Genomic DNA, 24,289 nt, shown 5'->3' with positions numbered 1-24,289 from the left:
TCCGGAGCGGACGCCGTGCGCCCCCGCGCGGCCGACTATTACCGCCATGATCGTGACGACGGAGAAGCTGACGAAACGCTACGGCGACCGCGCCGTGGTGGACGAGGTCAGTCTGTCCGTGCGGCGGGGCGAGGTCTACGGGTTCCTCGGCCCCAACGGCGCGGGCAAGACGACCACGATCCGCATGCTGCTGGGGCTCGTGCGGCCGACCAGCGGCTCGGCCCTGGTGCTGGGGGAGGCGCCGGGCACCCCCAAGGCGTTGCTGAGGGTCGGGTCGCTCATCGAGGGGCCGGGCTTCTACCCGTACCTGTCGGGGCGCGACAACCTGCGCGTGCACGCGGCCCGCCGCGGCGCCGGCCGCCGGCACGTCGAGACCGTCCTGGAGCAGGTCGACCTCACGGGCGCCGCGGACGAGAAGTTCCGCCGGTACTCGCTGGGCATGAAGCAACGGCTCGGCGTCGCGGCCGCGCTGCTCGGCCGGCCGGAGCTGCTGGTCCTCGACGAGCCGACCAACGGCCTCGACCCGGCCGGCATGGCGGACATGCGCGAGCTGGTGCGGGCGCTCGCGGCGCAGGGCCAGACGGTGCTGCTGTCGAGCCACCTGCTCGGCGAGGTCGAGGAGATCTGCGACCGGGTGGGCGTGATCGCGAACGGGAAGCTCGTCGCGGAGAGCACGGTCGAGCAGCTGCGCGGCGACAGCAGGCTGCTGGTCAGGGCGGACCCGATCGAGAAGGCGCACGTCCTGGTCGAGGGCAGCGAACTGCACGGCGACGTGCTGCACGTGCGGGAGGCGGACGCGGGCGCGGTGGTGCGGACGCTGGTCGCCGCCGACGTGGACGTGCGGGAGGTCCGGCCGCTGCGCCGGACGCTGGAAGAGGTCTTCTTCGAGATGACGGGAGCCGCCTGATGGGCAGCGTGAAGGCCGAACTGCTGCGGCTGTGGAAGTGGCCGGCGACGTGGGTGCTGATCGGTGTCTGGCTGGTGATGACGCTGACGTTCGGCTACGTGTTCAACTACCTCGCGCTCGACGGCGACATGAGCTCGCGCGGCCTGTCGCAGCAGCAGATGATCAGCGCGATGCAGCCGGAGAACGTCGGCGCGGCGGTCGTGCGCGGCCTGCCGATGTTCGGCGGCGCGATCATCCTCGTGCTCGCGGCGCTGGCGGTCGGCAGCGGCTACGGCTGGGGCACCTGGAAGACCACGCTGACCGCCGGCCCGCGCCGCGTCTCGGCGATGGCGGGCACGCTCGGGGCGCTGGCGGTCGTCGTGGTCGTCCTGGTGGCGCTGACGTTCGTCGTCGACCTGGCCGCGGCGGTCACCGTGGCGTCGCTGGAGGGCTGGGACTGGAGCCTGCCCGGCACCGCCGCGCTGAAGGCGCTGGCCGCGTCAGTGCTGATCGCCGCGATGTGGACGGGGTTCGGCGTGTTCCTCGGCGTCGTCACCAAGGGGCCCGCGCTGGCCGTCGGCCTCGGGCTGATGTGGGCGATCGTCACCGAGAACCTGTTGCGGGGCGTGGGTGCCCTGCTCGGGCCGGTCGAGTCGCTGACCGAGGTCCTGCCCGGCGGCTCGGCGGGCAACCTGGCCGGCGCCGTCGGCGGCGCCGGTGCTCCCGGCGTCCTGACCGGGGTGAGCGGCACGACCGCCGCCCTGTTCCTCGTCGGGTACGTCGTGGTGTTCGTGGGCGCGGCGACGCTGCTGAAGGTGCGCCGCGACCTCGTATAGCACCACGGCGGCCCAGGTCACGCCGAGCACGACCGCGACGCCGGTGGGGTAGTCGCGGTCGTGCAGGCCCGGGTTGACCGGACCGCCGAACTGCCGCCACAGCAACGGGACCGCGAGCAGCAGGACGACTCCGCTGACGACGAGGCCCACGCCGACCGACGCCCGCTTCACGACGAGGCCGGACGCTCCGACGAGCGGCGCGACCAGGAAGTCGTGCAGCACCACCCCGCCGCCGAGCCAGATCAGGAGCTCGACCGTGACCTGGGGGAGCAGGAGCCAGGCTCCCCAGACGCCCAGCGCGGTTCCCGCCGCTGCGAGCGCGACCCTCGCACCGAGTACCGCGTTCATGCCCGGACCTCCAGCGACGTGACCCACTTCGTCTGCAACACGCCCGGCCTGTTCGGTGCGATGAGCCGGCACGGGTAGCCGTGGTCGGGGCTCAGCTCCTCTCCGTTGAGCTGCAAAGCCAGCAGCGTCAACGGATCCCGCGCGAACGCCTCGGGCAGCGTCGTGGCCCGGTAGAGCCCGTCTTTCTCCAGCGACTCGACCCGCACGTCACCGCCGCTGACGAGGTCGGCGACCCGCACGCCGGTCCAGGTCGCGTCCTGGCTCCAGCCCTCGACGCACGCGATGGGCAGCTCGACCGTCGTCTGCGGCATCGCCCTCAGCTCGGCGAGCGAGTAGCTCCTGGTGCCCGCCTTGAGCTTCCAGTCCGGCGGCACGACGACGTTCGCGGCCTTCGCGGTCCGGTTGACGGGCAGGCCGCCGTCCGACCGCCAGGCCAGCGCGGAGACCTTGCGCAGCCACGGCACCGTGACGCCCGCCGTCGCGACCACCGCGACACCGGTGGTGAGCGCGGTCGTCCGCAGGAATGCCCTGCGGGACAGGACGGTCCGCTCCTCGGCCGCGGGTTCGAGGCTTCGCCGGATCGCCGGGATCTTCACCGCGATGTGCACGAGCAGCGCGCCGATCGCGATCCACGCCACGGCGTAGTGAGCGGTGGGGAAGTAGAACGACCAGGGGTAGTTCTGCGCCGCGTTGAACAGCCCGGTCGCCAGCTCGAAGAACGACGCCGCGACCAGCACGAGGATCGAGCCGCGCTCCAAGGCGTGCGGCACGGACTTGACGAGCGGCTTCTCGAACAGCTTCGGGTAGACGCTCCACAACTTGGCCAGCAGCAACGGGATCGCCGCGACGCCGGAGACGACGTGCACGCCCTGGGTGACGCGGTAGAGGTGCACCGGGCGCGTCGGCCACGGCCAGTCGTGCTGCACGCCGTGGCTGATCAGCCCGGTGACGAAGCACAGCCCGAACGCGATGCCGAGCCACGTGCCGACCCGGCTGGTCACACCGGTGTGGTGGGCCGGTGCTTTGAAAGCAGGTGTCCTGAAGGCCGGTGTTCTCACAGCTTCTCCCAGCACGCGAACCAGCGGCCGGCGCGTTCCCGGTGCCACAGCAGGAAGAACCCGTCGCCGGTGAGGGACTCCGCGTCGCTCCAGGCCCACTCGAACCAGCCGCTGTTGGCGTTCCCGGTGCGCACGCGGGCGCGTCCGACGGTCAGCCCGGATCCCGGCCGCTCGACCTCGGCGACGACCGTGCCGCTGGGTTCGAGCAGCTGGTGCGCGCGCCGCAGGAGCGCCTCGGGGTCGCCGCCGATGCCGATGTTGCCGTCGGCGAGCAGGACGTGCCTCCACCGGCCCTCGCCGGGCAGCTCCTTGAACACGTCGCGGCGCAGCGCGATGCCGCCGCGCGCGGTGGTGCGGCGGATCGCCTCGCCGGACACGTCGATGCCGAGCGCCTGGACGTGGCGCGACAGCAGGGCCGTGACGAGGCGGCCGGGACCGCAGCCGACGTCGAGGGTGGGGCCGGTGCAGGCGTCGAGCAGGACGCCGTCGCCGTCGTCGGCTTCGGCCTGCCACCGGGCGACGCTGAGCTCGCGCGGTGTGGTGCCGGGGAGGTCGAGCCAGCTGGGGCGGCCCTTCAAGGCCTGGTCGAACATCATCGCGGCACCGCCGCGATCTCGGTCAGAGTCGACGCGAACCGGCTGCCCGGCACCAGGGCCGCGACCGCGCGCGCGTCGTCCATCGTGTCCACATCGGACAGCACCGGCAACTGCCGCACCCGCAACCCGTCCAGCGCCTCCAGCGTCCGCGCGCCCGTGTCGGCACGCGACATCGGCACGTCCCGCAGCACGGAGGCCCGCAGCGGGTCCCGCAGTCCGAGCGCCCACCAGCCGCCGTCCGCGGCGAACCCGAGCGCGGCCTCGTCGAACTCCGCGCACGACTCCAGCAGAAAAGGCGTCACCTGGGGCGTGTCCATGCCGATCTGCACCACCGGCATCCCGAACCGCGCCACGTCGGCGTGCGCGTGCACCAGTCGTTCGGCGAACGTCGAACCCCGCTGCGGGATCACCACGCACTCGGCCAGCGCCTCCCGCACGTCATCGCGCCGCACCACCCCGGCCAGTGCCACCACCGGCACCGCGTCCGGCGTCTCCAGGGCGGCGGAGATCGTGTCCAGCAACGACGCCGCCGCGACGGACGCGGCCTCCTCCGGCGTGAGCGGCGGGCACAGGCGCGTCTTCACCTGGCCGGGCACCGGGGACTTCGCCATGACCAGCAGGCAGAACCTCACCGCAGCACCCCCGCCATGTCGCGCGCCGCCCGCAGCGTGCCGCGCACCGAACCGGACACCTTCGACCGCGTGCCCGCCGCACGGGGGCGGTAGGCCACGTCGACCTCGCGCACGCGCCAGCCCGCGGAGGCGGCGCGCACCAGCAGTTCCAGCGGGTAGCCGAACGCGCGGTCCTGCACGTCCAGCGCCAGCAACGCTTCCCGCCGGCACACCCGCAGCGGCGCGATGTCGTGCACGTCCAGGCCCCGGCGCCGCAGCAGACCCGAGATCACCGCGTTGCCCGCCCGCGCGTGCCACGGCCACGCCGCCGCGGTCACCGGCCTGCGGCGGCCCACCACGAGGTCCGCGCCGGCCAGCAGCGCCGCCATCGCGGGAAGCTCGGCCAAGTCCAGCGAGCCGTCGGCGTCGGCGAACGCGACCACGTCCGAGGTGGCGGCGAGCAGGCCGGTGTGCACGGCGGCGCCGTAGCCGCGCCGGGGCTCGTGCACGACCAGGGCGCCACAAGAGGCGGCGACGTCGGGAGAACCGTCGACGGACCCGTTGTCCACCACGATCGCGCGGTGGCCGGGAGGCAGGGAGGCGAGGACCGCGGGCAGTGCGGCGGCCTCGTCCAGACAGGGCAACACGACATCCATGGATCCACCCTGGACCACCGGAAAGCGTTGTGGTGCTTACGGAATTGTGACGCACGAAAGAGTTCTTACGGTTGTCTTGCGCGACCGGCGCGCACCCGCGCGACCCCCTAGGTTGGGCGCGGTGCGTTCAGTCATCGCAGGGGTGCTCGTCGCGGCCGCCGTCGTCGTCGGGATCGTCGTCAACGCCCACGACCCCGACATCCTCTACGCCGCAGCGGCACCGCTGTTCGGCAACTGGCACCCGCACGTCGGTCCGGGAACCCCCGCCGCGGTGCTGATCGCGTTCCTGGTGGTGGCCAAGGGACCCGAGCTCGCTCAGCACCGGTACGCGCTGCCGATCGCCTACGCCACGGCGACGGCGTGGACGTTCTCGCTGGCGATGGTCGACGGCTGGGACAGGTTCGCCACCCGGCTCACGACCGAGGACGAGTACCTGCACGAGGTTCCCGGCGTCACCGACATCCCGGCGATGCTGCGGGGGTTCGCCGGACGCATCCCCGACTTCCAGCCCGACTCGTGGACCACGCACGTCTCCGGCCACCCGCCCGCGGCACTGCTCACGTTCACCTGGCTCGACCGCGTCGGGCTCGGCGGGGGAGCGGCGGCGTCGCTCTTCTGCGTCCTGGTCGGATCGCTCGCGGTCGTGGCGGTGCCCAAGGCCATCGGCGACAACGCAGTGCTGCCGTTCCTGGTGCTGTTCCCCGGCGCGGTGTGGGTCGGCGCGTCGGCGGACGGCATGTTCCTGGGCGTCGCCGCGGTGGGCCTCTACCTGCTGACGCGGTGGCCGCTGCTCGGCGGCGTCGTGCTGGGCTGGTGCCTGTTCCTGTCCTACGGCCTGGTGCTGCTGGCGCCGCTCGCGCTGGCCGCCGTCTGGGTCAAGGGAGATCTGCCCGCCACAGCGCGGAAAGCCGGCCTGGCCGCCGCGGGCGTGCTCGCGGTCGTGGCGGCGTTCGCGGTCGCCGGGTTCTGGTGGTTCGAGGGCTACGAGCTCGTCAAGCTCCGCTACTACCAGGGGATCGGCGCCACCCGGCCGTACTGGTACTGGGTGTGGGCCAACCTCGCGGCGCTCGCGCTCGTCATCGGCCCGGCCGGGATCGCGGGACTGCGCAGGGACAGGTGGGTTCTCGCGGCGGGCACCGCTGTCCTCGCCGCGGACCTGTCCGGGCTGAGCAAGGCGGAGACCGAACGGATCTGGCTGCCGTTCGCGATCTGGCTGCTCGTCGGCACCGCCGGGCTCGACCGGCGGTGGCTCACCGCCCAGGCGCTGACCGCCCTGGCGGTGAACCACCTGGTGCTCACGAACTGGTGACGGACTCCCGCTGCGACGCGAACGCGAAGTCCCGCACGCCCTCCTCGAACCCGACCCGCGCCTCGAACCCCAGCACGTCCAGCGCCTTCGCGGGCGACGCGACCACGTGCCGCACGTCGCCGGGCCGAGCGCCGCCCACGATCTCCGGTGTGGGACCGTCGCACGCGTCGGCGAGGGCGAACGCCAGGTCGCCGATGGTGTGCGGGGTGCCGGAGCAGACGTTCACGGCCTCGAAGCCCGGCCGCGGCGACGCCAGCGCGAGCACGTTCGCCCGCGCCACGTCCGTGACGTGCACGAAGTCGCGCCGCTGCCGGCCGTCCTCCATCACCCGCGGCGCCACGCCGTTCTGCAGCGCCGAACGGAAGATCGACGCCACCCCGGCGTACGGGGTGTCGCGCGGCATCCGCGGACCGTAGACGTTGTGGTACCGCAACGCCCACACGCTCCCGCCGGTCTGCCGGGCCCACGCCACCGCCAGGTGCTCCTGCGCCAGCTTCGTCGCGGCGTAGGTGCTGCGCGGCTCCAGCGGAGCGTCCTCCGGCACCAGCTCGGACACCACGAAGTCGCCGCAGGAGCACCTGGGCTCGTACGCGCCCCGCGCCAGGTCCGCCGCGGTGCGCTCGGCGCGGACGATCCCGTGCGACAGGCACCGGTACCGCCCCTCGCCGTAGACGACCATCGACGACGCCAGCACCAGCCGCGACACCCCGGCCCGGTGCATCTCGGCCAGCAGCACCGCCGTGCCGAGGTCGTTGTGGCGGGCGTAGGAGGGCGCGTCGAACGGGTCGACGCCGTGCCCGACCATCGCCGCCTGGTGGCACACCGCGTCCACTGTGGACAGCAATGGCCGCAGCACGTCGGGGGAGGTGACGTCGCCGACCACCAGTTCGTGGTCCAGCACGGGGACCGAGCCGTGCGCCTCGGGCAGCAGCGCGTCGAGGAGCACGCAGTCATGTCCCTGGGCGGCCAGCTCGTCCGCGACGTGCGACCCGATGAACCCGGCTCCGCCGGTGATCAGTACTCGCATGCACCGACCGTAGGACCGCACGGCACGCCGGGCGCTTCCGGACGACTAGCCGTCAGAACTCCGTAAGACCATCTCCACCACGAACCTCGCCCCGGCCGGCAGCCGGTCCTCCACCCACACCCGGCCGCCCAGCCGGTGCACGTGCTCGCGGACCAGCGCGAGCCCCAGCCCGCTGCCGGTGTCGTCACCCCGGCTGCCCGCCATGACGCCGCGCGCGAACCGTTCGAAGACCTGCTCCCGCAGGTCCTCCGGCACGCCGGGCCCCGCGTCCTCCACCGCCAGCCTGACCCGGCCGCCGCACTCCCGCACGCGCACGAGCACCGCGCCGCCCGCGTGCCGGTCGGCGTTGTCCAGCAGGTTCGTCAGCACGCGGTCGAGCCGGCGGCGGTCACCGATCACCACCGCGGGTTCGAGGTCCAGCGGCACGGGCTCGCGGGTCGCGACCACGTTGCGCACCAACGCGTCCAGTGCGATCTCCTCCGGTGGCGGGTCGTCGGTCTGGTCGGCCCGCGAGATCTCCAGCAGGTCGACGACCATCCGCGCGAACCGGTCGACCTCCGAGGTCAGCAGCTCCAGCGCGGTCCCGGCGGTGCCCGGCAGGTGCTCGCGGCGGCGGCGCAGCACCGCGCCCGCGTTCACCATCGTCGTCAACGGCGACCGCAGCTCGTGCGACACGTCGGAGGCGAACCGCGCGTCCCGCAACGCCCGTTGCTCCAGCGCCTGGGCCGTCGAGTTGAACTTCGCCGCCAGCGCCGCGAGGTCGGGGTCGTCCTGCGCCGGCAGCCGGGCGCGCAGGTCGCCGCCGGCGATCCGGCCGGCCACGGAGCTCAGCTCCGCCAGCGGTCTCAGCGCCCGTCCCGACGCCCACGAGCCCAGCGCCGCACCGAGCAGCGCGGACCCGATCGTCCCGGCGACGAGCATCGCGCCGAGGAACGCGAACGTCCCGTCGAGCTGCTGCAACCCGGACAGCTCGACGTAGACGGCGCCGCCCGGCAGCGGCCGCGCCACGACGAGCATCGGTGTCCCGTCCACCGTGACCGTCGCGGTGCCCGGCGGGTGCTCCAGCAGCTCGGCGGGCAGCAGCCCGGGGTCCACCGGCCGTCCCGCGGTGACCGGGCCGAACGGCGTCAGCACGAGGATCGCCGAGTCGGGACCGGCCAGCAGGTCGCCGAGCGCGGCGGCCGACGGCGACGCCCCGGCCAGCCGCGCGTTGAGCTCCGCCTGCCGCGCCGCGCCCGCTTCCCGTTGCCGCAGCAGGTAGCCGGTGGCGAGGTTCCACGTCGCGAACGCCAGCACGCTCGTCACGACGAGCAGGCCGAGGCTGAACGAGAGGGTGACGCGACGGCGCAGGGTGAGCCTCACGAGCCCATCCGGTAACCCGCGCCGCGCACGGTCAGCACCAGCGCCGGATCGTCCGGGTTCGCCTCCACCTTTCGCCGCAGCCTTCTTATGTGCACGTCCAGCAGACGGGTGTCGCCGAAGTAGTCATATCCCCACACTTTGTGCAGCAGCTGTTCTCTCGTGACGATTCGGCCGCCCGCACCAGCGAGTTCCAGCAGCAGCCGGAATTCCGTTCTGGTGAGATGAACGCGTTCGCCCGCACGGTGCACGAGTCCTTCCTGCGGACGGATTTCCAGCTCGCCCACGCGAACTGCCTCCCTGCCCGGTCCGCGTCTGCGCAACAACGCGCGGACGCGGGCCGCGAGAACGTCCCCCATCAACGGTTTGGTGACGTAGTCGTCCGCTCCCGCCTCCAGCCCGGCGATCATGTCGCGGGCGTCCGCCCGCGCCGTCACGACGATGATGGGCAGGTCACCGCGGGACCTGAGGGTCCGCACGACGTCCAGCCCGTCGAGTCCGGGCAGGGTCAGGTCGACCAGGACCACGTCGAAGTGCTCGGTCTCGAGCCTGCGCAGGGCCACCTCACCGGAACCCGCCTCGTCGACGGTGAAACCCTCGTCGGACAGGGCGAGGCACAACGCCTGCCGGATTCGCTCGTCGTCGTCGACCAGCAGGACCCGTACGCACACGGAAGACTCCACTGTGTGAGAGCCGCGGCGACGGCTCTCACACAGTGGAGCGAAAGTCGATCAAAATCAAGGAGCCTTCGGATTAAAAAGAGGTCAGCGTGATTTTTGCCGAACGCGGGTTCGGTTCGTGGACAAGTGACTCGAAGCCACCGACGTCGTCGAAGGCGAAGCCGTAGGCCCTGCCGTCGCTCATGTTGGCGTGCACGATCTTCGAGAAGTGGTTCGTCGTCGCGCGGGTGTAGAACTCGCTCGCGTTGTAGGTCGGCTGGGTGTGCAGGAACCCGAGCGTCGACCGGTTGAGCGCCGCGCACAGCGACCGCGAGATCGCGCCGAGCTCGTTGTTCGGAGCGGCGAGCCGGCCGTCGCAGTTGAGCACGTCGCGGGTGGACGGCTGCTGGAACTCCGCCACCTGCTGGCCGGAGGTGTTCGTGAACCGCATGACGCCACCGCTGACGCGGCCGGTGAACTTGCGGTTCGGCTCCGCCTGGTAGGGCACGACGGTCAGCGGCGTGTTCTGGTACGTCGACCAGACGCTGCTGACGTAGCCGGCGAAGTACGAGCTGGAGAACAGGCCCGCGTCGAGGCCCTTGCTCGGGTTCAGCACGCGCAGGCGCGTCCCGTCGGAGCGGGTGTACGCGAGCCTCGCCCAGTCACCGCCGAGCTGCTGGTGCTGGTCGAAGACGCGGTTGCGCCCGTTCGCGACGAGCTGGCCCGCCTTCTTCGTGGCGCCGCCCTGCGACGTCACCTCGACCGCGTGCGGGACCGCGAACATGTCCACCTGCGAGCTGTTGAGCCACAGACCGCCGCCGTCGTAGCTGAACTCGCTCCAGTCGAACAGGATGTCGCGGTTCGGGTCGCCGCCCGCCCACGGCGCCGGCTGCACGAGCCCGTCCGGGACGAGGCTGAACTTCAGCTTGTCGCGGAAGGCCATGTAGATGCGGCCGCCGGCCAGGTTCAGCGGGATCTGCAGGGTCTTGCTGGAGCCGTTGGCCGGTCCGGGGATCGAGAAGTCCGGCGCGGGCACCGGCGGGATCGCGCCGCCGGACCACGGCGTGAACTGGCCGTTGCCGTTCACGTAGCCGAGCCGGCCGTTGTAGATGCCGGTGACGTAGAGGTGGACCGCGTCGCCGCGGCCGGAGTTGTTGGTGACGGTGAGCGGGAGCTGGCTCGGTGGGGCGGCTTGTGCGGGCGCGGACATCGTTGTCAGCCCAAGTAGGGCCGATGTCGCCAGCAGCAGGAGCTTGCGCATCGACTATCTCCTCACTGAGGACAGGGTTCGTGAGAGCGCTCTCATAGTCAGCGTGATCGTGTTGATCTGTCAAGAATGGTTCTCATGCGCGCGCTGACGGTGGATCTCGCACAGGCCGGGTCGTTGTCGTTGTCCGAACTGCCCGACCCGGTACCCGGACCGGACGACCTGCTGGTCGAGGGGCTGGCGGTCGGCATCTGCGCGACGGACCGCGAGATCGTCCGCGGGGAGTTCGGGGTGGGGCGGCGGCTGGTGATCGGGCACGAGTCGCTCGGGCGGGTGATCAGCGGGCCGGGGTTCGCGCCGGGCTCCCTGGTGGCGGGGGTGGTCCGCAGACCGGACCCGGTGCCGTGCGTGGCGTGTGCGCGCGGCGAGTTCGACATGTGCCGCAACGGCCGATACACCGAGCGCGGCATCACCGGCCTCGACGGGTACGCCTCGACGCTGTGGACCGTGCCCGCGGCCTACGCCGTCGGCGTCAGCTCCCCGACGGGTGTGCTGGTCGAGCCGGCGTCGGTGGTGGTCAAGGCGTGGGAGCGGCTCGACCGGCTGGCGTTGTTCCCGTTCGAGAGCGTGCTGGTGACGGGGGCAGGGCCGATCGGGCTGCTGGCGGCGCTGATCGGGGTGCAGCGGGGGCTGGACGTGCACGTGTTCGACCTCGCCACCGACGGCCCGAAGCCCGCGCTGGTCGAGTCGCTGGGAGCCACCTACCACCGCGAGCTGCCCGACTGCCCGGTGGTGATCGAGGCGACCGGCGCGCCCTCGCTGGTGGCGCGGCTGCTCGGCCGCGACCTGGTGTGCCTGACCGGCGTGCCGTCCACCGAGGTCGTGCCGGCCGACATCGGGCAGGCCAACCGCGACCTGGTGCTGCGCAACGGGATCGTGTTCGGGACGGTCAACGCGAACGTGCGGCACTACCGGGAGGCGTCCGCGGTCCTCGACCGCGCGGACGACGGCTGGCTGTCGGCGATGATCACCCGGCGGGTGCCGCTGGAGTCGTTCGCCGAGGCCTTCGAGCACCGGCCGGACGACGTGAAAGTGGTGCTGGAGCTGTGATGGCGGCTACCGCCACGATCGCCGCCGCCAGCAGGAGCGCCGCGTCGTAGCCGTGGCGCAGCAACGGGGCGGCGACCAGCGGGCCGGCGATCTGGCCCGCGGAGTAGCCGGCGGTGAGGATGGCGGCGGCGCGGGGGACGCCGAGGCCGGCCCCGAGCTTGAGGGCCGTGGCCGCGATGCCCAGGAACGTGCCGCCGAACAGGACGACGGCGACCGGCGCGGACCCGTCGACGACCGCGGGCAGCGCGATGCCGGCGGCCTGGACGGCGAGCGCGATCGGCAGGGCGTGGCGGCGCGGCTGGACGAGGACGGGGGAGAGGACCGCGGAGAGGCCGACGAGCACCCAGGCGCCGCTGCCGAGCGGGCCGCTGATGGCGGCGACGATGAAATGGTTCTCGGCTATCTGAAAGTCGATTTCTCGTTCGCCGACAGGCCGGCGATCACCGTGAACCTGAGCGTGCTGGTGGTGGGAGACCTGATCGCGCACTACCAGGTCTCCCACCTCCCGGGCTAACGCCTCCTGGGCTCGCGGCCGAACGGCAGCCGCGGCCGTTCGAGCTCGGGGGTCTTCGGGATCGGCACGGTCACCGGCGCACCGGCCGTGATGGTGATCGGCTCGCCGTGGTGCTTCGTCCTGAGCTCGGTGCCGTCCACGATCCGGTAGGTGGCCTCGTCGCCGCGCACCTCGACGAGGATCCTGGTTCCCTGGAACGCCATCCGGAACGAGTAGCCGGCCAGCTCGTCCGGGCGCCTCGGGGCGAACGTGAGCTCGCCGCCGTGGTCGCGCATCCCGCCGAACCCGGCCACCAGCGCCGTCCACGCGCCCGCCAGCGACGCCATGTGCAGGCCGTTGGTGACGTTCCCGTGCAGGTCGCGCAGGTCCGTGAAGGCCGCCTCGGCGAGGTACTCGTACGCCAGGCCGAGGTGGCCGACCTCCGCGGCCAGCACGGCCTGCGTGCCCGCCGACAACGACGAGTCGCGCACGGTACGTGCCTCGTAGTAGGCGAAGTTGCGGGCCTTCTCCTCCGCGGTGAACGCGTCACCGCGGACGTGCATCGCGAGGACGAGGTCCGCCTGCTTCACGACCTGGCGGCGGTACAGGTCGAAGTACGGGAAGTGCAGCAGCAGCGGGTACTTGTCCTCCTGCGTGCCCTCGAAGTCCCACTCCGCGTGCTTGGTGAAGTTGTCCGCCTGCGGGTGCACTTCGAGCAACTCGTCGTAGGGCATCGACATCACGTCGGCGGCCTTGCGCCACGCCGCGATCTCCTCCTCCGACACGTCCGCCCGGTCCGGGTGGCGTTCCGCCGCATCGGCGGCGGCACGGAGGTTCTGCTGCGCGACCAGGTTCGTGTAGACGTTGTTGTCGACGATCGCCGAGTACTCGTCCGGCCCCGTCACCCCGTCGATGCGGAACCCGTTGTGCCGGTCGTGGTGCCCGAGCGACATCCACAGCCGCGCCGTCTCCACCAGGATCTCGGTCGCCTCGTCGCGGTCGAAGTCCTCGTCGTTCGTGGCGTGCAGGTACTGCTGGACGGCGTAGGCGACGTCGCCGGAGACGTGGAACGCCGCCGTGCCCGCCGGCCAGTACGCGCTGCACTCCGCGCCGTTGATCGAACGCCACGGGAACGCGGCGCCCTTGAGCCCCAGCACCTTCGCCCTGTCCCTGGCCTTGTCCAGAGTGGAGTGACGCCACCGCAGCGCGTCGCGGGCGGCGTCCGGCAGCGTGTAGGTGAGCACCGGGAGCACGAACATCTCGGTGTCCCAGAACGCGTGGCCGTCGTAGCCGGGTCCGGTGAGGCCCTTGCCGGGGATGGCGCGGGTCTCCCCGCGGGCCCCGGCCTGCAGGATGTGGAACAGGGCGAACCGGATCGCCTGCTGCAGCTCGTCGTCGCCGTCGATCTCGATGTCGGCGACCTCCCAGAAGTTGTCCAGGAAGTCCTTCTGCTCGCGCAGCAACCCGTCCCAGCCGGTCTGGCGGGCACCCGCGAGCGCGGCCTCCACCTGCGCGCGCAGCGCGGGCGTCGAGCGCTGGCCGGACCAGCCGTAGGCGAGGTACTTGGTGAGCTTGAGCGTGCTGCCCGCCTTGACGTCCACGGCCGCGGTGAAGCGGGCCAGGTCGTCCTCGGCGCGGATCTCCGTGCGCGGCTCGGTGCCGTCCTCGGCGAGCGCGGTCACCTCGATCTCGTGGTCCATCGCGGCGGCCATGCGCAGACCGGAGACCTTGGTGTGGTGGCACAGCACCGCGCGCGACTTCTCCGCCATCGTGAAGTCGTTGACCAGCGGGGCGTCCAGGGCCAGTGCGACGCGCGGGTCGCTGCTGCGGCTCTTGATCGGCTCGTTGGCCAGCAGGTCGGACTGCACGACGAGCTGCAGGTCCTCCTCCGGCTCGACCTCGTAGCGGATGGCGGCCACCGCGCGTTGCGTGAACGACACGAGCCGCTCGCTGCGCACGGTCACACGGCGACCCGTCGGCGACTCCCACACCGTCCGGCGCCTGAGCGTGCCGGTGCGGAAGTCGAGAGTGCGCTCGTGCTCGATCGCGTCGCCGTAACGCATGTCCAGCGGCTCGTCCTCCACCAGCAGGCGGATGATCTTGCCGTCGGTGACGTTGACGACCGTCTGGCCCGCCTCGGGGTATCCGTAGCCGGCCTCGCCGTACGGCAGCTGGTGCTGCTCGTAGAACCCGTTGAGGTAGGTGCCCGGCAGCCCGCGCGGCTCGCCCTCGTCGAGCGTGCCGCGCATGCCGATGTGCCCGTTCGCCAGCGCGAACGTCGACTCGGTCTGGTGCAGGTTGCCGACCGACAGGCCCTGCCAGCGCAGCTGCCACGGTTCGACCGCGTAGCTCATGACAGCAGCTCGTCGAGCTCGTCGACGACCACGTCGGCGCCGTGCGTCCTGAGGGCTTCCGCGTGGTGGCCGCGGTCGACGCCCACGACGAAGCCGAAGCCGCCGTCGTGCCCGGCCTGCACGCCCGCGATCGCGTCCTCGAAGACGGCGGCGTGCTCCGGTGCCGTCTTCAGCCTCCTGGCGCCCTCGATGAACGAGTCGGGCGCCGGTTTGCCCTTCAGGTTCGACGTGGTGATGACGTTGCCGTCCACCAGCGCGTCGACGTAGTCGAGCAGGTTGCCCGCGCGCAGCACGCGCATGGCGTTGGCCGACGACGTGACGACGCCGATGGGCAGGCCGGCCTCGCGCACCGCCTTGAGGTAGCGGACCGACCCGTCGTACGGGCTGATGCCCTGTTCGTCGATGATGTGGTTGACCAGGTCGTTCTTCTGGTCGCCGATGCGGCGGACCTCGTCCTCGGACGGGGTGAGACCGCGCGAGGTGAGGAAGCTGCGGACCCCGTCGTAGCGCGGCTTGCCGTCGACGTAGGCGAGGTAGTCCTGCTCGCCGAACGGCTGGCCCAGTGCTTCGAACGTCTGCTTCCACGCCTGGCGGTGCAGCACGGCCGTGCTCGTGAGCACGCCGTCGAGGTCGAACAGCAACGCCGTGATCTTCTCCGGGATGCCGAGGCTCATGTGACGATCATGCACCCGTCTCGCCGACATCGCCGCGCTCTTCCTCCAGGCGTTCGTCGAGCGGACGCGGGTGGGCCTGCTCGTACTCGGTCATCCCGTACTTCGTGGACTCGGCCCAGTCCTCCGGCGGGTCCATGGCCTCCTCGAGCGGGTCCTTCTGGAGGTTGTCCTCGTCGAGGCCCTCGAAGTCGAGGTCCTCGGGGACGTAGCCGGCGCGTTCTTCACTCATGCCGGGCTCTGTACCCACTCCGGCGCTATCCGATGCTTTGGCCGACGAGCGAGCCGATCGCGTACGTGACGCCCATCGCGATCAGGCCGCCCGCGACGTTGCGGACGACGGCGCGCCCCCGCCCGGCGCCGCTGAGCCGCGCGCTGACGAAGCCCGTGAGGGCGAGCGCCAGGACCGCGCAGACGACGGTGACCGGCACGCGCAGCCCGGTCGGGGTGAAGACGATCGCGGCGAGGGGGAGGAGCGCGCCGATGGTGAACGAGATGAAGCTCGCGATCGCGGCGCCCCACGGGTTGGTGAGCTCGTCCGGGTCGATGTGGAGCTCGGCGTCGGCGTGGGCCGCCAGCGCGTCGTGCTTGGTGAGCTGCCGGGCGACCTCCTCCGCCGTCTCGTCGTCCAGCCCCTTGCCCCGGTAGATCTCCTTGAGCTCCTCGAACTCCTCCTCCGGCATGTCGCGCAGCTCCTGGCGCTCCTTGGCCAGCAGGGCGCGTTCGGCGTCGCGCTGGCTGCTGACGGAGACGTACTCGCCGCTGGCCATGGACATCGCGCCGGCGAAGAGCCCCGCCAGGCCCGCGACGAGGATCTGGGCCCGGTCCGTGGTGGCGCCCGCGACGCCGACCACGAGGCTCGCGGTCGACACGATCCCGTCGTTCGCGCCGAGCACGCCCGCGCGCAGCCAGTTCATCCGGTCGCCGGTGACCTCGTCGTGGGGCTCTTCGTGCGTCATGGCCGGAGATTAACGCCCGTTCGGCCGCCCGCAGCGCGTGGGCACTGTGCTGATCGGGTGAGTTTTGCCTGGTCAAGTGGCAGATGTTCATTTTTTGTCAGACCCCCGTGGCAGCATGTCGAACAGGTGTTCGTGTGCGTGCTAGAAGGAGGTCAGTCCCGATGCAGATCGAACCCAGTCGCTGGCCGGGCCGCGTGGTCCCTTCCACCGACGCCGACGTGGACATCGCCGTCGAGGCCCTGTGCGAACGCGCCCTGTGGCCGGACGCCGACCGCCGGTGGGTCCGGCGCCTGCTGGAGCCCTGGTTCAGGGCCGGCTGGAGCGTCGACGCCCTCCTCGTGGCCGTCGACACCAAGCCCGACGGCACCCGCCAGGGCCGCCCGCGCTCCCGCGACCAGGTGGCCCACGAGTTCCTGCGGGCCCGCCTGCGCACCTGGACGGCGGACGGCGCGAGCCTGGCCCGCCCGCCGCTGACCGGCATGTCGCTGGGCGAGTGGTACCGCGTCAACCGCCGCAACGCGGCCCTGCACGCCCCGCGCACCCGCTCCGCCCTCACCTCGGACGGCGAGCGCGCGCGGGCGGAGTCGCGTGCCCTGGCGCACCGCCGCGACCCGGTGGAGCGCAGCCGCGAGAAGGGCCGCCGCCGCCAGGAGGTGCTGGACAGCCTGCTCGTGCCCGGTGAGCACGCGCCGTCGTTCGCCGACTCGTGGCGGCTGGTGGCGGAGCTGGTCCCCGTGCCGCGGGTGTGCTCGGCGTGCGGTCACGTGCGCAACGAGGTGGCCAGGCCGGCGCACCGCGTGGCGTAGCGGTCCTCGCTTCGAGGTCCGCGCGCCGCGGCCGGTGCCGCGTGGCGTCGTGGGTCCGGCTCAGCCGGCGCACTGCGGGGCCGTCCTCGGGTACCGCCCCGCCGATGACCGGACGGCGTCGGCAGCCCTGCCATCCCGCGTCCGTCGAACCGAAGCCGAATCGTCTGGCACTGGTCCAACCACCGCGATCCGGCCGCTTCCGCCCCACAACGCTTTCGCCTGCGAAAACAGTCGCGCCAACGCCCGCCCCAGAGCGCGATCAGGCACCGATCCGGCGAGAAGTGGTTGAACCCGGCCCACCCCGGGAACCTGGAACGAGTTTCTTGTTTCCTGATGTGAGGGGCCGACATGCTCGAAGTGACGCCGATGGCCGCCGAGGTCATCAACGAGCTGACGTCGCAGACCGAGGCCGCCGACGACGAGGTCGGCCTGCGTTTCGCGCTCTCCGCGGACCAGAACGACCAGGCCGCCCTGGAGCTCTCGCTGAGCGAGGCCGTCGACGGGGACGAGGTGGTGGCGGCGCCCGCCGGTGCCAAGGTCCTGATGGAGCCGGCCGCGGCCCAGTACCTGGACGACAAGGTGCTCGACGTGCGCCAGGACGACGAGGGGAACCCGGCCTTCGCCATCGCGCGGCAGGAGCAGGAGGGCTGAGCCCGCCCCCAGGCCGCGGCACGACAGGCCGCGGCAGGACAGACCGCAGACGAACGGGCCCGGACCCCTATTCATCGGGGGTCCGGGCCCGTTGCGGTCTGACCGGCGTGGTCAGGGGATGGTGAGGACCTGGTCCGGGTGGATGAGGTCCGGGTTCGAGATGCCGTTGGCCGAGGCGATCTCGCCGTAGCGGTTGCCGTCGCCGTAGAAGCGCTCGGCGATCGCCCACAGCGAGTCACCGCTCTGCACGGTGTAGGTCTGCGCGGCCGGGGCCTGCGGGGCCTCCTCGGCGGGGGCGGCCGGAGCCTCCTCGACGGGCGCGGCCGGCGCCTCGGGGGCGGACTGCGGGGTGTCGGTGTTGGTGCCGCTGGCCCACTTCGCGCTGCCGTCGCCCGCGATGACGACCAGGTTGCGGTCGTCCTGCAGGACGAGGCGCGCGCCGTCGTTGCCCTGGGTGCCGGTGGCCCACACGGCGTTGTCGTCGCTCGTGTAGAGCACGAAGTTGCCGTCGTCCTGCAGCGCGGCGCGCACGGCACCCTTGCCGTCGGTGCCGCTGGCCCACACCGTGCCGGTGTTCTCCGACAGCACCAGGTTGCCGTCGGACTGCAGCGTCAGGTTGTAGCCGTTGGCGGTGGTGAGCTGCTGGCCGCGGGTCAGTTCCTGCCCTGCTTGCAAGGTGTCCAATGAACGCTCCACTTCGGACCTGTGGCACCGGGTGGTGCCCGAAGTGGATCTTAGTCAGCCCGGCCGCTGTCCGCCGTTCAGGCGCGGCAGGTGCAGCCGAGGGGGTGAAAGCGGAACGCCTCCCGCCCGGAGGCAGGAGGCGTTCCACGCGAAGCGGGGGATCAGCCCTCGATGCGGCGGATCACCGAGATCGGGCCGATCGAGTCGATGTCGGCGATCTTCACCGGCACGCCCTCGGTCGAGGCGTGCACGGCACGGATGCCGTCCACCGCCATCGCCACGTGGGACTGGCTGGAGTAGTAGACGATGATGTCGCCGGCCTGCACCTGGCTGCGGCTGACCGAACGACCGGCCGCCGCCTGCGCGTAGCTGGTGCGGCCGATGCTCACGCCCGCCGAGCGGTACGCGGCCTGGATCAGCGACGAGCAGTCCCACGAGTCCGGGCCGTTGGAGCCGTAGACGTAGGGCTTGCCACGCTGGGCGAGGGCGAACTGCAGGGCCTTGCCGGCGGTGCCGGCCGGGACCGAGATGTTCGACATGTCGCCGGACGCCTGGAGCTGGTTCTTCACCGTCTGGCTCAGCGACCGGTACTGGGCCTGCGCCTCGCCGAGCTGCTTGTCGAGGTCGGCCTTCTTCTGGTCCATCTCGACGAGCAGCTTCTTCGACGCCTCGGTGGCGTCGTTCGCCGTCTTCGTCGCGGCGTCGGCCGCGTCGACGGCGTCCGTCAGCTTCTTCAGCGCCTCCGCGTTGTCGGCCGCGAGGATGTTGATGGCCGACATGCGGTTGAGGAAGTCCTGCTGCGAGTCGCTCACCAGCAACGCCGAGATCTGGTTGAAGCGCGCGCCCGAGTAGGTGGCCTCGGTGAGGACGTCCACCTGACCGCGGAGGGACTCCTCGGCCTTCTGGGCGTTGGCCAGGTCGCCCTTGGCCTTGTCCAGCTCCGCCTGCTTGGCGGCGAGGTCGTCCTTCGCCTTCAGGTGGTCCTGGTTGAACTTGGAAGCCTGCTCCGACAGCTCGTTGTACTTCTTGAGCGCGTCGGACGGCGAAGGCTGTGCGGTGGCCGGGGTCGTGGGGAGTGCTGCCGCGACGACTGCTGCCGTCGCCACGAACGCTCCACGCACGGTACGGCGCGAGGGTTGCGACACCACGTCGCGGGTCCTCCTTTTTCCTGGCAGCTGCCCCGCGAGAACTACTGCGCGTGAGGCGGCAACCTTGGCGTGTGCCCCGAGTGGGTTAACTGCTGGGCCGAAGGTCTCGGACAGGTTACGGAACGACCTGATGTTCGTCCAGCACCGGGACCCCAGCAGTTGCCCGCCCGCACGCTCTCACAGTCGTCCACGTGGGTTTATCGCGGGGTGGAGACGAGCGTCACCCGACGACGCGGCGGATCACCGAAATGGGTCCGATGGAGTCGATGTCCGCGATCTTGACCGGCACGCCCTCGGTGGACGCGTGGACGGCGCGGGTGCTGTCCACGACCATCGCCACGTGCGACTGCCCTGAGTAGTAGATGACGAGGTCACCGGGCGCGACCTCGGCGCGGCTCACCGAGCGGCCGACCTTCGCCTGGTCGTAGGTGACGCGGGGGATGGTCACGCCCGCCGAGCGGTACGAGGCCTGCATCAGCGACGAGCAGTCCCACGAGTCGGGCCCGTTGGACCCGAACACGTACGGCTTGCCGCGCTGGCTCAGCGCGAAGTTCAGCGCCGCGCCGGCCGCGCCCGCCGGCACGGGCACCGACGAGGTGTCGCCGGGAGCCTTGAGCGTCTGCTTCTGCGGGGCCGACAGCGACTGGTACTTGGTCCGCGCCGCCGTCACCTGCTCGTCCATCGCGGCCTTGCGGGTCGACACGTCGGCCGCGAACTTCTCCGCGGCGCTCGCGGCGGCGGTGGCGTCGGCCCGCGCCTTCCTGGCCGCGCTCAACGTGGCGTCGAGCCGGGCGACCGCCTCGTTCTGGTCGGCGGCGATGATGGTCATCGCCTGCATCCGCTCCAGGAAGTCCTGCTGGGACGACGAGGTGAGCAGCGCCGAGATGTTGTTGAAGCGCGCGCCCTCGAACGTCGCCTCGGTCAGCACGTCGACCTGGCCGCGGAACTGCTGGGACTCGGCCAGCGCCTTCTTCTCCGCCTCGGTGGCGGCGCCCGCGACCGCGTTCGCCTGCGCGAGGTCGCCCTGGGCCTTGAGGTGGTCCTGGCTGAGCTTCTCCGCCTGCTGCGTGAGCTCGTTGTAGGTCTTCAGCGCGTCGGCGGCGGGCTGAGCGTGCGCCGAGGGCATCGACACCACCGTCGCGGCGATCACGGCGGCGAGAGCGGTGGTCCTGGCAGCGCGATGGCCGGGCACGCGGCCTCCTCAGGAGTCGGGATCGGCTTCTGAGGAGGCGTACGGCCGGACGGCCGCCGGGGTTCAGCCGACGGACAGGTCGAGCACGTTCCCGTTCGAGCAGTTGTTCACGTGGTCGCTGACGTAGTCGCCGAGAACGGGCACGACGGCCACCTCCTGGAGGCACACGGCGGCGGCCGTGAAGTTCCAGTTGTTGGCGGCGTTCACCCCGCCGCCGAAGTTCGAGTCGTTGTCCGCGAGAGCGGGGGAGGCGGCGGCGAGCGTGGCGCCCGCGGCCGCGAGGAGCGTGGTTGCGATGCGTGATGAGTTGAACACGAAAAGCAACATACCGGTCCTTTGTGGATGGTGCTCGTTGCGCGTGGCCGGCTCCGTGCGGTGACCAGCCGGTTCCGGTCGGCGACACCGACCCCGGCGTGTCCGGCACCGCATAGCCTCTTGATAGGTTAGGCAAGCCTAAACTCAGGAGGTGGACAGATGCGCAGGACAGTCGCCGCGGTTCTGCTGCTCGGCTTGGTCGCCGGGTGCGGTGGGAACGCTCCCGCGGAGCAGCAGCAGGGATCCGGTCAGTGGTCCTTCAAGGACGACCGGGGCAAGGAGGTCACCGCACCGGAGCGGCCCAAGCGCGTCGTCGCGCAGGTGTCCGCCGCGGGGGCGCTGAAGGACTTCGGCGTCAACGTCGTCGGCACGTTCGGCCCGCTCAAGCGCGCTGACGGCACGACCGACCCCGAGGCGGGCAGCACCGACCCGAGCCAGGTCACCGACATCACCGGCCCCGGCTACGGCGAGATCGACTTCGAGAAGTTCGCGGCGCTCGACGCCGACCTCGTGGTCGCCGGCTACTACCCGGAGGTCTCCGGGCTCTGGCACCTCACCGCCGAGTTCGAGGAGAAGGTCGCCAAGATCGCCCCGACCGTCGGCATCGGACAGTCGAAGATCCAGCTGCCCGAGGGCGTCAAGCGCTACAAGGAGCTCGCCAGGTCCCTGGGTGGTGACGTCGACTCGGCGAAGGTGAAGGCCGACGAGGAGGCGTTCACCAAGGCCGCGGACCGCCTCAAGGCGATCGGCAGGAAGATGACCGACGCGAACCAGAAGATCCAGGTCGTCGCCGGCGACCCCAAGCTCTTCTACGTCGCCGTCCCCGCGCGCAACCCCGACCTCGACTGGTACGTCAAGGAGCTCGGCCTGCCGCTGCTCACGCCGGACAAGCCCGACAGCGAGGGCGGCGGCTACTTCCAGTCGCTGTCGTGGGAGAACTCCGGCACGTACAAGGAACACGTGATCATGTGGGACACCCGCCAGCACGTGCTCGGCCCGGAGAAGATGAAGGAGGGCCACCCGGTCTTCCAGGCGCTGCCCTCCGTGCAGGCGAACCGGTTCGTCGAGTGGAACGCCGTCGCGCCGCTCAGCTACTCCTCCTACGCCGCGATCATGAACAAATTGGCTGACCAGCTGGACCAGGCCTTGGCAAAGTAAGCCATGTGCTGACGCTTCTGAAGGAGAACGGCCCGTTGCGCGTGCTCAGCACCGCACGGGTCGTTTCCGTTGTCGGCGACGCCCTCAGCCTCGTGACACTGATGGTCCACGTGCAGTCGATCCTCGGGAAGGCCGTCGCGGTGGCCGCGCTGCTGCTGGTGGGCGACTTCGCGCCGGCGTTGCTCAGCCCGCTGACGGGTGTCGTCAGCGACCGGTTCGACCGGCGCACCGTCATGATCGTGTGCGAGGTCGCGCAGGGCGTGCTGCTCGCGGTCATCGCGGTCACCCTGCCGCCGCTGCCGGTCCTGCTCGTGCTCGTCGGGCTGCGGGCCGTGCTCGGCCAGGTCTTCGTCCCCGCCTCGCGGGCCGCCGTCCCGAGCCTCGTGGACGGGAAGGACCTCGCGCAGGCCAACACCGCGCTCGGACTCGGGTCCAACAGCGCCGACGTCATCGGACCGTTCCTCGCGGCGGTGCTGCTGACGTTCCTGGACACGCGGGGCGTCCTGCTCGTGGACGCGGTCTCGTTCCTGTTGTCCGCGGTGCTGTTGCTGCGGCTGCCGAGGCTGGTCGTGCCGTCGGAGCCGGGCACGGGCGTGCTCGCCGACGCCAGGGCCGGGCTGGGGGAGATCTGGCACAACCGCGCGCTGCGGATCGTGTTCCTGGGCTTCTGCGGTGTCGTGGCGTGCACGGCGATCGACGACGTCGCGGTGCTCCAGCTGACGATGGTGTCGTTCGGCCGGTCCGAGAGCGCTGCCGGCGTGGTGCTCGGCGCGGTCGGGATCGGGCTGCTGCTCGGGTACGCGCTGCTGTCCAGGGGATCGGCGCGGTGGAGCATGGTGGCGCTGCTCGTCACCGGGTTCGTGATCAGCAGTGCCGGCAACATGCTCACCGGCCTGGCGTGGGGCGTCGCGTCGGCGTTCGCGCTGCAAGCCGTGCGGGGACTGGGGATCGCGGCGATGGACGTCGCGCACAGCACGTTGGTCCAGCGACTCGTGCCCGCCGACCGCACGGGCAGGGTGTTCGGCAACTTCTACGGCGGGATCGGTGTGGCGGCGGCGGTGTCGTACATCGGCGGAAGCCTGCTGCTCGACGCCGTGGGGCCGTCGCTGACGTTCCTGCTCAGCGGCGGCGCCGGTGTCCTGGTGGCGCTGTGGGCGCTCGCCGCGTCCCGGGCGAAGGGTGTCGAGTGGGAACCGGCTCGGACGCCCGGTACGTGACGTCCGGGTCGGTACGCTGAAGGTCGTGGAGCCCAACGAACACGGCATGCTCGACGTCGGCGACGGCAACCAGGTCTACTGGGAGGTCGTCGGCAACCCGGACGGCAAGCCGGCCGTGTTCCTGCACGGCGGCCCCGGTTCGCCGTCGAAGGGCGCCCGCAGGGCGCTGGACGCGGCGAAGTTCCGGCTGGTGATCTTCCACCAGCGCGGCTGCGGCCTCAGCACGCCGCACGCGAGCGACCCGTCGGCCGACATGGGCGTGAACACGACCGACCACCTCATCGCCGACGCCGAGCGGCTCCGCGAGCACCTCGGCATCGAGAAGTGGCTGGTGTACGGCGGTTCCTGGGGCTCGACGCTCGGGATCGCCTACGCGCAACGCCACCCGGAGCGCGTCTCCGAGATGATCCTCGCCTCGATCACCCTCTCGTCCGCCCGCGAGCTGGACTGGCTCTACCGGGGCGTCTCCCGGTTCTTCCCGGAGGCGTGGGCCCGCTTCAGCGCACACGTGGGCGACGCGCCGGACGTGGTGCGGGCCTACGCGGACCTGATGGAGAACCCGGACCGCGAGGTGCGCGAGGCGGCGGCGCTGGAGTGGGTGCGGTGGGAGGACACCGTGCTGTCGTTGGAGGACTACGGCCAGCCGGACGTGTTCGCCGGTCGCGCGTCCGACGACGTGATCGCGCTCGTGCGGATCATCGCGCACTACTACGCGAACGGCGGCTTCGTCGACAACCTGGTGGCACACGCCGACAAGCTCGCGGGCATTCCCGCGGTGCTGGTCCACGGCCGGCGCGACCTGAGCTGCCCGGCCGACACGGCGTACGCGCTCGCCAAGGCGTGGCCGGACGCCGAACTGACCCTCGTGGACGACAGCGGCCACAAGGGCAGCCCCGCGTTCGCGGAGGCGATGCGCTCCGCGGTCAGGAGGTTCTCCCCGTGACACAGCGGAAACCGCCCGGCGTGGGCTTCGAGTCGT

At 71.5% G+C, this 24,289-nt stretch carries 25 protein-coding genes and 1 pseudogene; 9 read left to right on the top strand and 17 right to left on the bottom strand.

Annotated elements, in window-relative coordinates; all coding sequences use genetic code 11:
• Positions 1-46: 46 nt before the first annotated feature.
• Both VF330_RS14365 and VF330_RS14360 read left to right on the top strand, forming a co-directional pair.
• A complete protein-coding gene (locus VF330_RS14365; protein ID WP_414675376.1) occupies positions 47-907 on the top strand; it encodes an ABC transporter ATP-binding protein in 861 nt (286 codons plus the stop codon).
• Positions 907-1,722 (top strand): ABC transporter permease, encoded by an 816-nt coding sequence (locus VF330_RS14360; RefSeq protein ID WP_330852073.1) that lies wholly within the window; start codon positions 907-909, stop codon positions 1,720-1,722. Before VF330_RS14365 ends, VF330_RS14360 begins: the two co-directional genes overlap by 1 nt.
• 344 nt (positions 1,723-2,066) lie before the next feature.
• On the opposite strand, the gene VF330_RS14355 is transcribed toward VF330_RS14360, so the two are convergent.
• The 4 genes and pseudogenes from VF330_RS14355 to VF330_RS14340 form a co-directional block, all read right to left on the bottom strand.
• Positions 2,067-3,128, bottom strand: coding sequence for a molybdopterin-dependent oxidoreductase (locus VF330_RS14355; protein WP_414675375.1), 1,062 nt, complete (start codon positions 3,126-3,128; stop codon positions 2,067-2,069).
• A 185-nt stretch (positions 3,129-3,313) separates the two neighbouring features.
• A pseudogene (locus VF330_RS14350) lies at positions 3,314-3,721 on the bottom strand (class I SAM-dependent methyltransferase); the annotation flags it as partial.
• A complete protein-coding gene (locus tag VF330_RS14345) occupies positions 3,721-4,335 on the bottom strand; it encodes a TIGR04282 family arsenosugar biosynthesis glycosyltransferase (RefSeq protein WP_414675378.1) in 615 nt (204 codons plus the stop codon). The pseudogene VF330_RS14350 and the gene VF330_RS14345, both read right to left, overlap by 1 nt.
• Positions 4,336-4,352: 17 nt before the next feature.
• Entirely contained in the window at positions 4,353-4,991 is a 639-nt protein-coding gene (locus tag VF330_RS14340; RefSeq protein ID WP_330852069.1) for a glycosyltransferase family 2 protein, read from the bottom strand.
• 121 nt (positions 4,992-5,112) lie between these two features.
• Between VF330_RS14340 and VF330_RS14335 the strand changes: the two genes are divergently transcribed.
• Entirely contained in the window at positions 5,113-6,300 is a 1,188-nt protein-coding gene (locus tag VF330_RS14335; RefSeq protein WP_330852068.1) for a hypothetical protein, read from the top strand.
• Here VF330_RS14335 and VF330_RS14330 read toward each other — a convergent pair.
• The 4 genes from VF330_RS14330 to VF330_RS14315 form a co-directional block, all read right to left on the bottom strand.
• Positions 6,287-7,327 (bottom strand): NAD-dependent epimerase/dehydratase family protein, encoded by a 1,041-nt coding sequence (locus tag VF330_RS14330; protein ID WP_330852067.1) that lies wholly within the window; start codon positions 7,325-7,327, stop codon positions 6,287-6,289. The genes VF330_RS14335 and VF330_RS14330 overlap by 14 nt on opposite strands.
• A gap of 45 nt (positions 7,328-7,372) precedes the next feature.
• Positions 7,373-8,689, bottom strand: a complete 1,317-nt coding sequence (locus VF330_RS14325) for a HAMP domain-containing sensor histidine kinase (protein ID WP_330852066.1) — start codon at positions 8,687-8,689, stop codon at positions 7,373-7,375.
• Positions 8,686-9,357, bottom strand: a complete 672-nt coding sequence (locus tag VF330_RS14320; protein WP_330852065.1) for a response regulator transcription factor — start codon at positions 9,355-9,357, stop codon at positions 8,686-8,688. Before VF330_RS14320 ends, VF330_RS14325 begins: the two co-directional genes overlap by 4 nt.
• A gap of 82 nt (positions 9,358-9,439) precedes the next feature.
• Positions 9,440-10,606: a beta-1,3-glucanase family protein gene (locus VF330_RS14315; protein WP_330852064.1), complete on the bottom strand. Its 1,167-nt coding sequence runs from the start codon at positions 10,604-10,606 to the stop codon at positions 9,440-9,442.
• A gap of 84 nt (positions 10,607-10,690) precedes the next feature.
• On the opposite strand from VF330_RS14315, the gene VF330_RS14310 reads away from it, so the two are divergent.
• Positions 10,691-11,662: an alcohol dehydrogenase catalytic domain-containing protein gene (locus VF330_RS14310; RefSeq protein WP_330852063.1), complete on the top strand. Its 972-nt coding sequence runs from the start codon at positions 10,691-10,693 to the stop codon at positions 11,660-11,662.
• Here VF330_RS14310 and VF330_RS14305 read toward each other — a convergent pair.
• From VF330_RS14305 to VF330_RS14285, 5 genes are all read right to left on the bottom strand, one after another.
• Positions 11,580-12,005 (bottom strand): YbfB/YjiJ family MFS transporter, encoded by a 426-nt coding sequence (locus VF330_RS14305; RefSeq protein ID WP_330852062.1) that lies wholly within the window; start codon positions 12,003-12,005, stop codon positions 11,580-11,582. The two genes, VF330_RS14310 and VF330_RS14305, sit on opposite strands and share 83 nt — an antisense overlap.
• Before the next feature lie 167 nt (positions 12,006-12,172).
• Positions 12,173-14,509 (bottom strand): glycoside hydrolase family 65 protein, encoded by a 2,337-nt coding sequence (locus VF330_RS14300; protein ID WP_330852061.1) that lies wholly within the window; start codon positions 14,507-14,509, stop codon positions 12,173-12,175.
• Positions 14,506-15,183, bottom strand: coding sequence for a beta-phosphoglucomutase family hydrolase (locus tag VF330_RS14295; protein WP_330852060.1), 678 nt, complete (start codon positions 15,181-15,183; stop codon positions 14,506-14,508). The genes VF330_RS14300 and VF330_RS14295 overlap by 4 nt, the downstream gene beginning before the upstream one ends.
• 7 nt (positions 15,184-15,190) lie before the next feature.
• Positions 15,191-15,412, bottom strand: a complete 222-nt coding sequence (locus VF330_RS14290) for a hypothetical protein (RefSeq protein ID WP_330852059.1) — start codon at positions 15,410-15,412, stop codon at positions 15,191-15,193.
• A 25-nt stretch (positions 15,413-15,437) separates the two neighbouring features.
• Complete coding sequence (locus VF330_RS14285) at positions 15,438-16,139, bottom strand: VIT family protein (RefSeq protein ID WP_330852058.1); 702 nt, start codon at positions 16,137-16,139, stop codon at positions 15,438-15,440.
• 161 nt (positions 16,140-16,300) lie between these two features.
• On the opposite strand from VF330_RS14285, the gene VF330_RS14280 reads away from it, so the two are divergent.
• Together VF330_RS14280 and VF330_RS14275 are read left to right on the top strand one after the other, a co-directional pair.
• Positions 16,301-16,945: a hypothetical protein gene (locus VF330_RS14280; protein WP_330852057.1), complete on the top strand. Its 645-nt coding sequence runs from the start codon at positions 16,301-16,303 to the stop codon at positions 16,943-16,945.
• A 348-nt stretch (positions 16,946-17,293) separates the two neighbouring features.
• Entirely contained in the window at positions 17,294-17,596 is a 303-nt protein-coding gene (locus VF330_RS14275) for an iron-sulfur cluster biosynthesis protein (RefSeq protein ID WP_330852056.1), read from the top strand.
• A 111-nt stretch (positions 17,597-17,707) separates the two neighbouring features.
• Here the strand turns inward: VF330_RS14275 and VF330_RS14270 are convergent, their stop codons facing one another.
• The 4 genes from VF330_RS14270 to VF330_RS14255 form a co-directional block, all read right to left on the bottom strand.
• A complete protein-coding gene (locus VF330_RS14270; protein WP_330852055.1) occupies positions 17,708-18,280 on the bottom strand; it encodes a LysM peptidoglycan-binding domain-containing protein in 573 nt (190 codons plus the stop codon).
• Between the two features lie 161 nt (positions 18,281-18,441).
• Positions 18,442-19,386, bottom strand: coding sequence for a C40 family peptidase (locus VF330_RS14265; protein ID WP_330852054.1), 945 nt, complete (start codon positions 19,384-19,386; stop codon positions 18,442-18,444).
• Between the two features lie 262 nt (positions 19,387-19,648).
• Positions 19,649-20,620: a C40 family peptidase gene (locus VF330_RS14260; protein WP_330852053.1), complete on the bottom strand. Its 972-nt coding sequence runs from the start codon at positions 20,618-20,620 to the stop codon at positions 19,649-19,651.
• 63 nt (positions 20,621-20,683) lie between these two features.
• Positions 20,684-20,935, bottom strand: coding sequence for a hypothetical protein (locus VF330_RS14255; protein ID WP_330852052.1), 252 nt, complete (start codon positions 20,933-20,935; stop codon positions 20,684-20,686).
• Positions 20,936-21,094: 159 nt separating this feature from the next.
• On the opposite strand from VF330_RS14255, the gene VF330_RS14250 reads away from it, so the two are divergent.
• The 3 genes from VF330_RS14250 to pip are packed head-to-tail and all read left to right on the top strand — an operon-like array spanning position 21,095 to position 24,253.
• Positions 21,095-22,093, top strand: a complete 999-nt coding sequence (locus tag VF330_RS14250; RefSeq protein WP_330852051.1) for an ABC transporter substrate-binding protein — start codon at positions 21,095-21,097, stop codon at positions 22,091-22,093.
• A 5-nt stretch (positions 22,094-22,098) separates the two neighbouring features.
• Complete coding sequence (locus tag VF330_RS14245) at positions 22,099-23,310, top strand: MFS transporter (protein ID WP_330852050.1); 1,212 nt, start codon at positions 22,099-22,101, stop codon at positions 23,308-23,310.
• A gap of 25 nt (positions 23,311-23,335) precedes the next feature.
• On the top strand, positions 23,336-24,253 hold the full coding sequence (pip, locus tag VF330_RS14240) for a prolyl aminopeptidase (protein ID WP_330852049.1): 918 nt from the start codon (positions 23,336-23,338) through the stop codon (positions 24,251-24,253).
• Positions 24,254-24,289: the final 36 nt, after the last annotated feature.

Origin of the sequence: Lentzea sp. (assembly GCF_036380075.1) — a bacterium.
Taxonomy (GTDB): domain Bacteria; phylum Actinomycetota; class Actinomycetes; order Mycobacteriales; family Pseudonocardiaceae; genus Lentzea.
The sequence above is the reverse complement of the archived record's forward strand: the minus strand, read 5'-3'. Positions and strand labels throughout refer to the sequence as shown.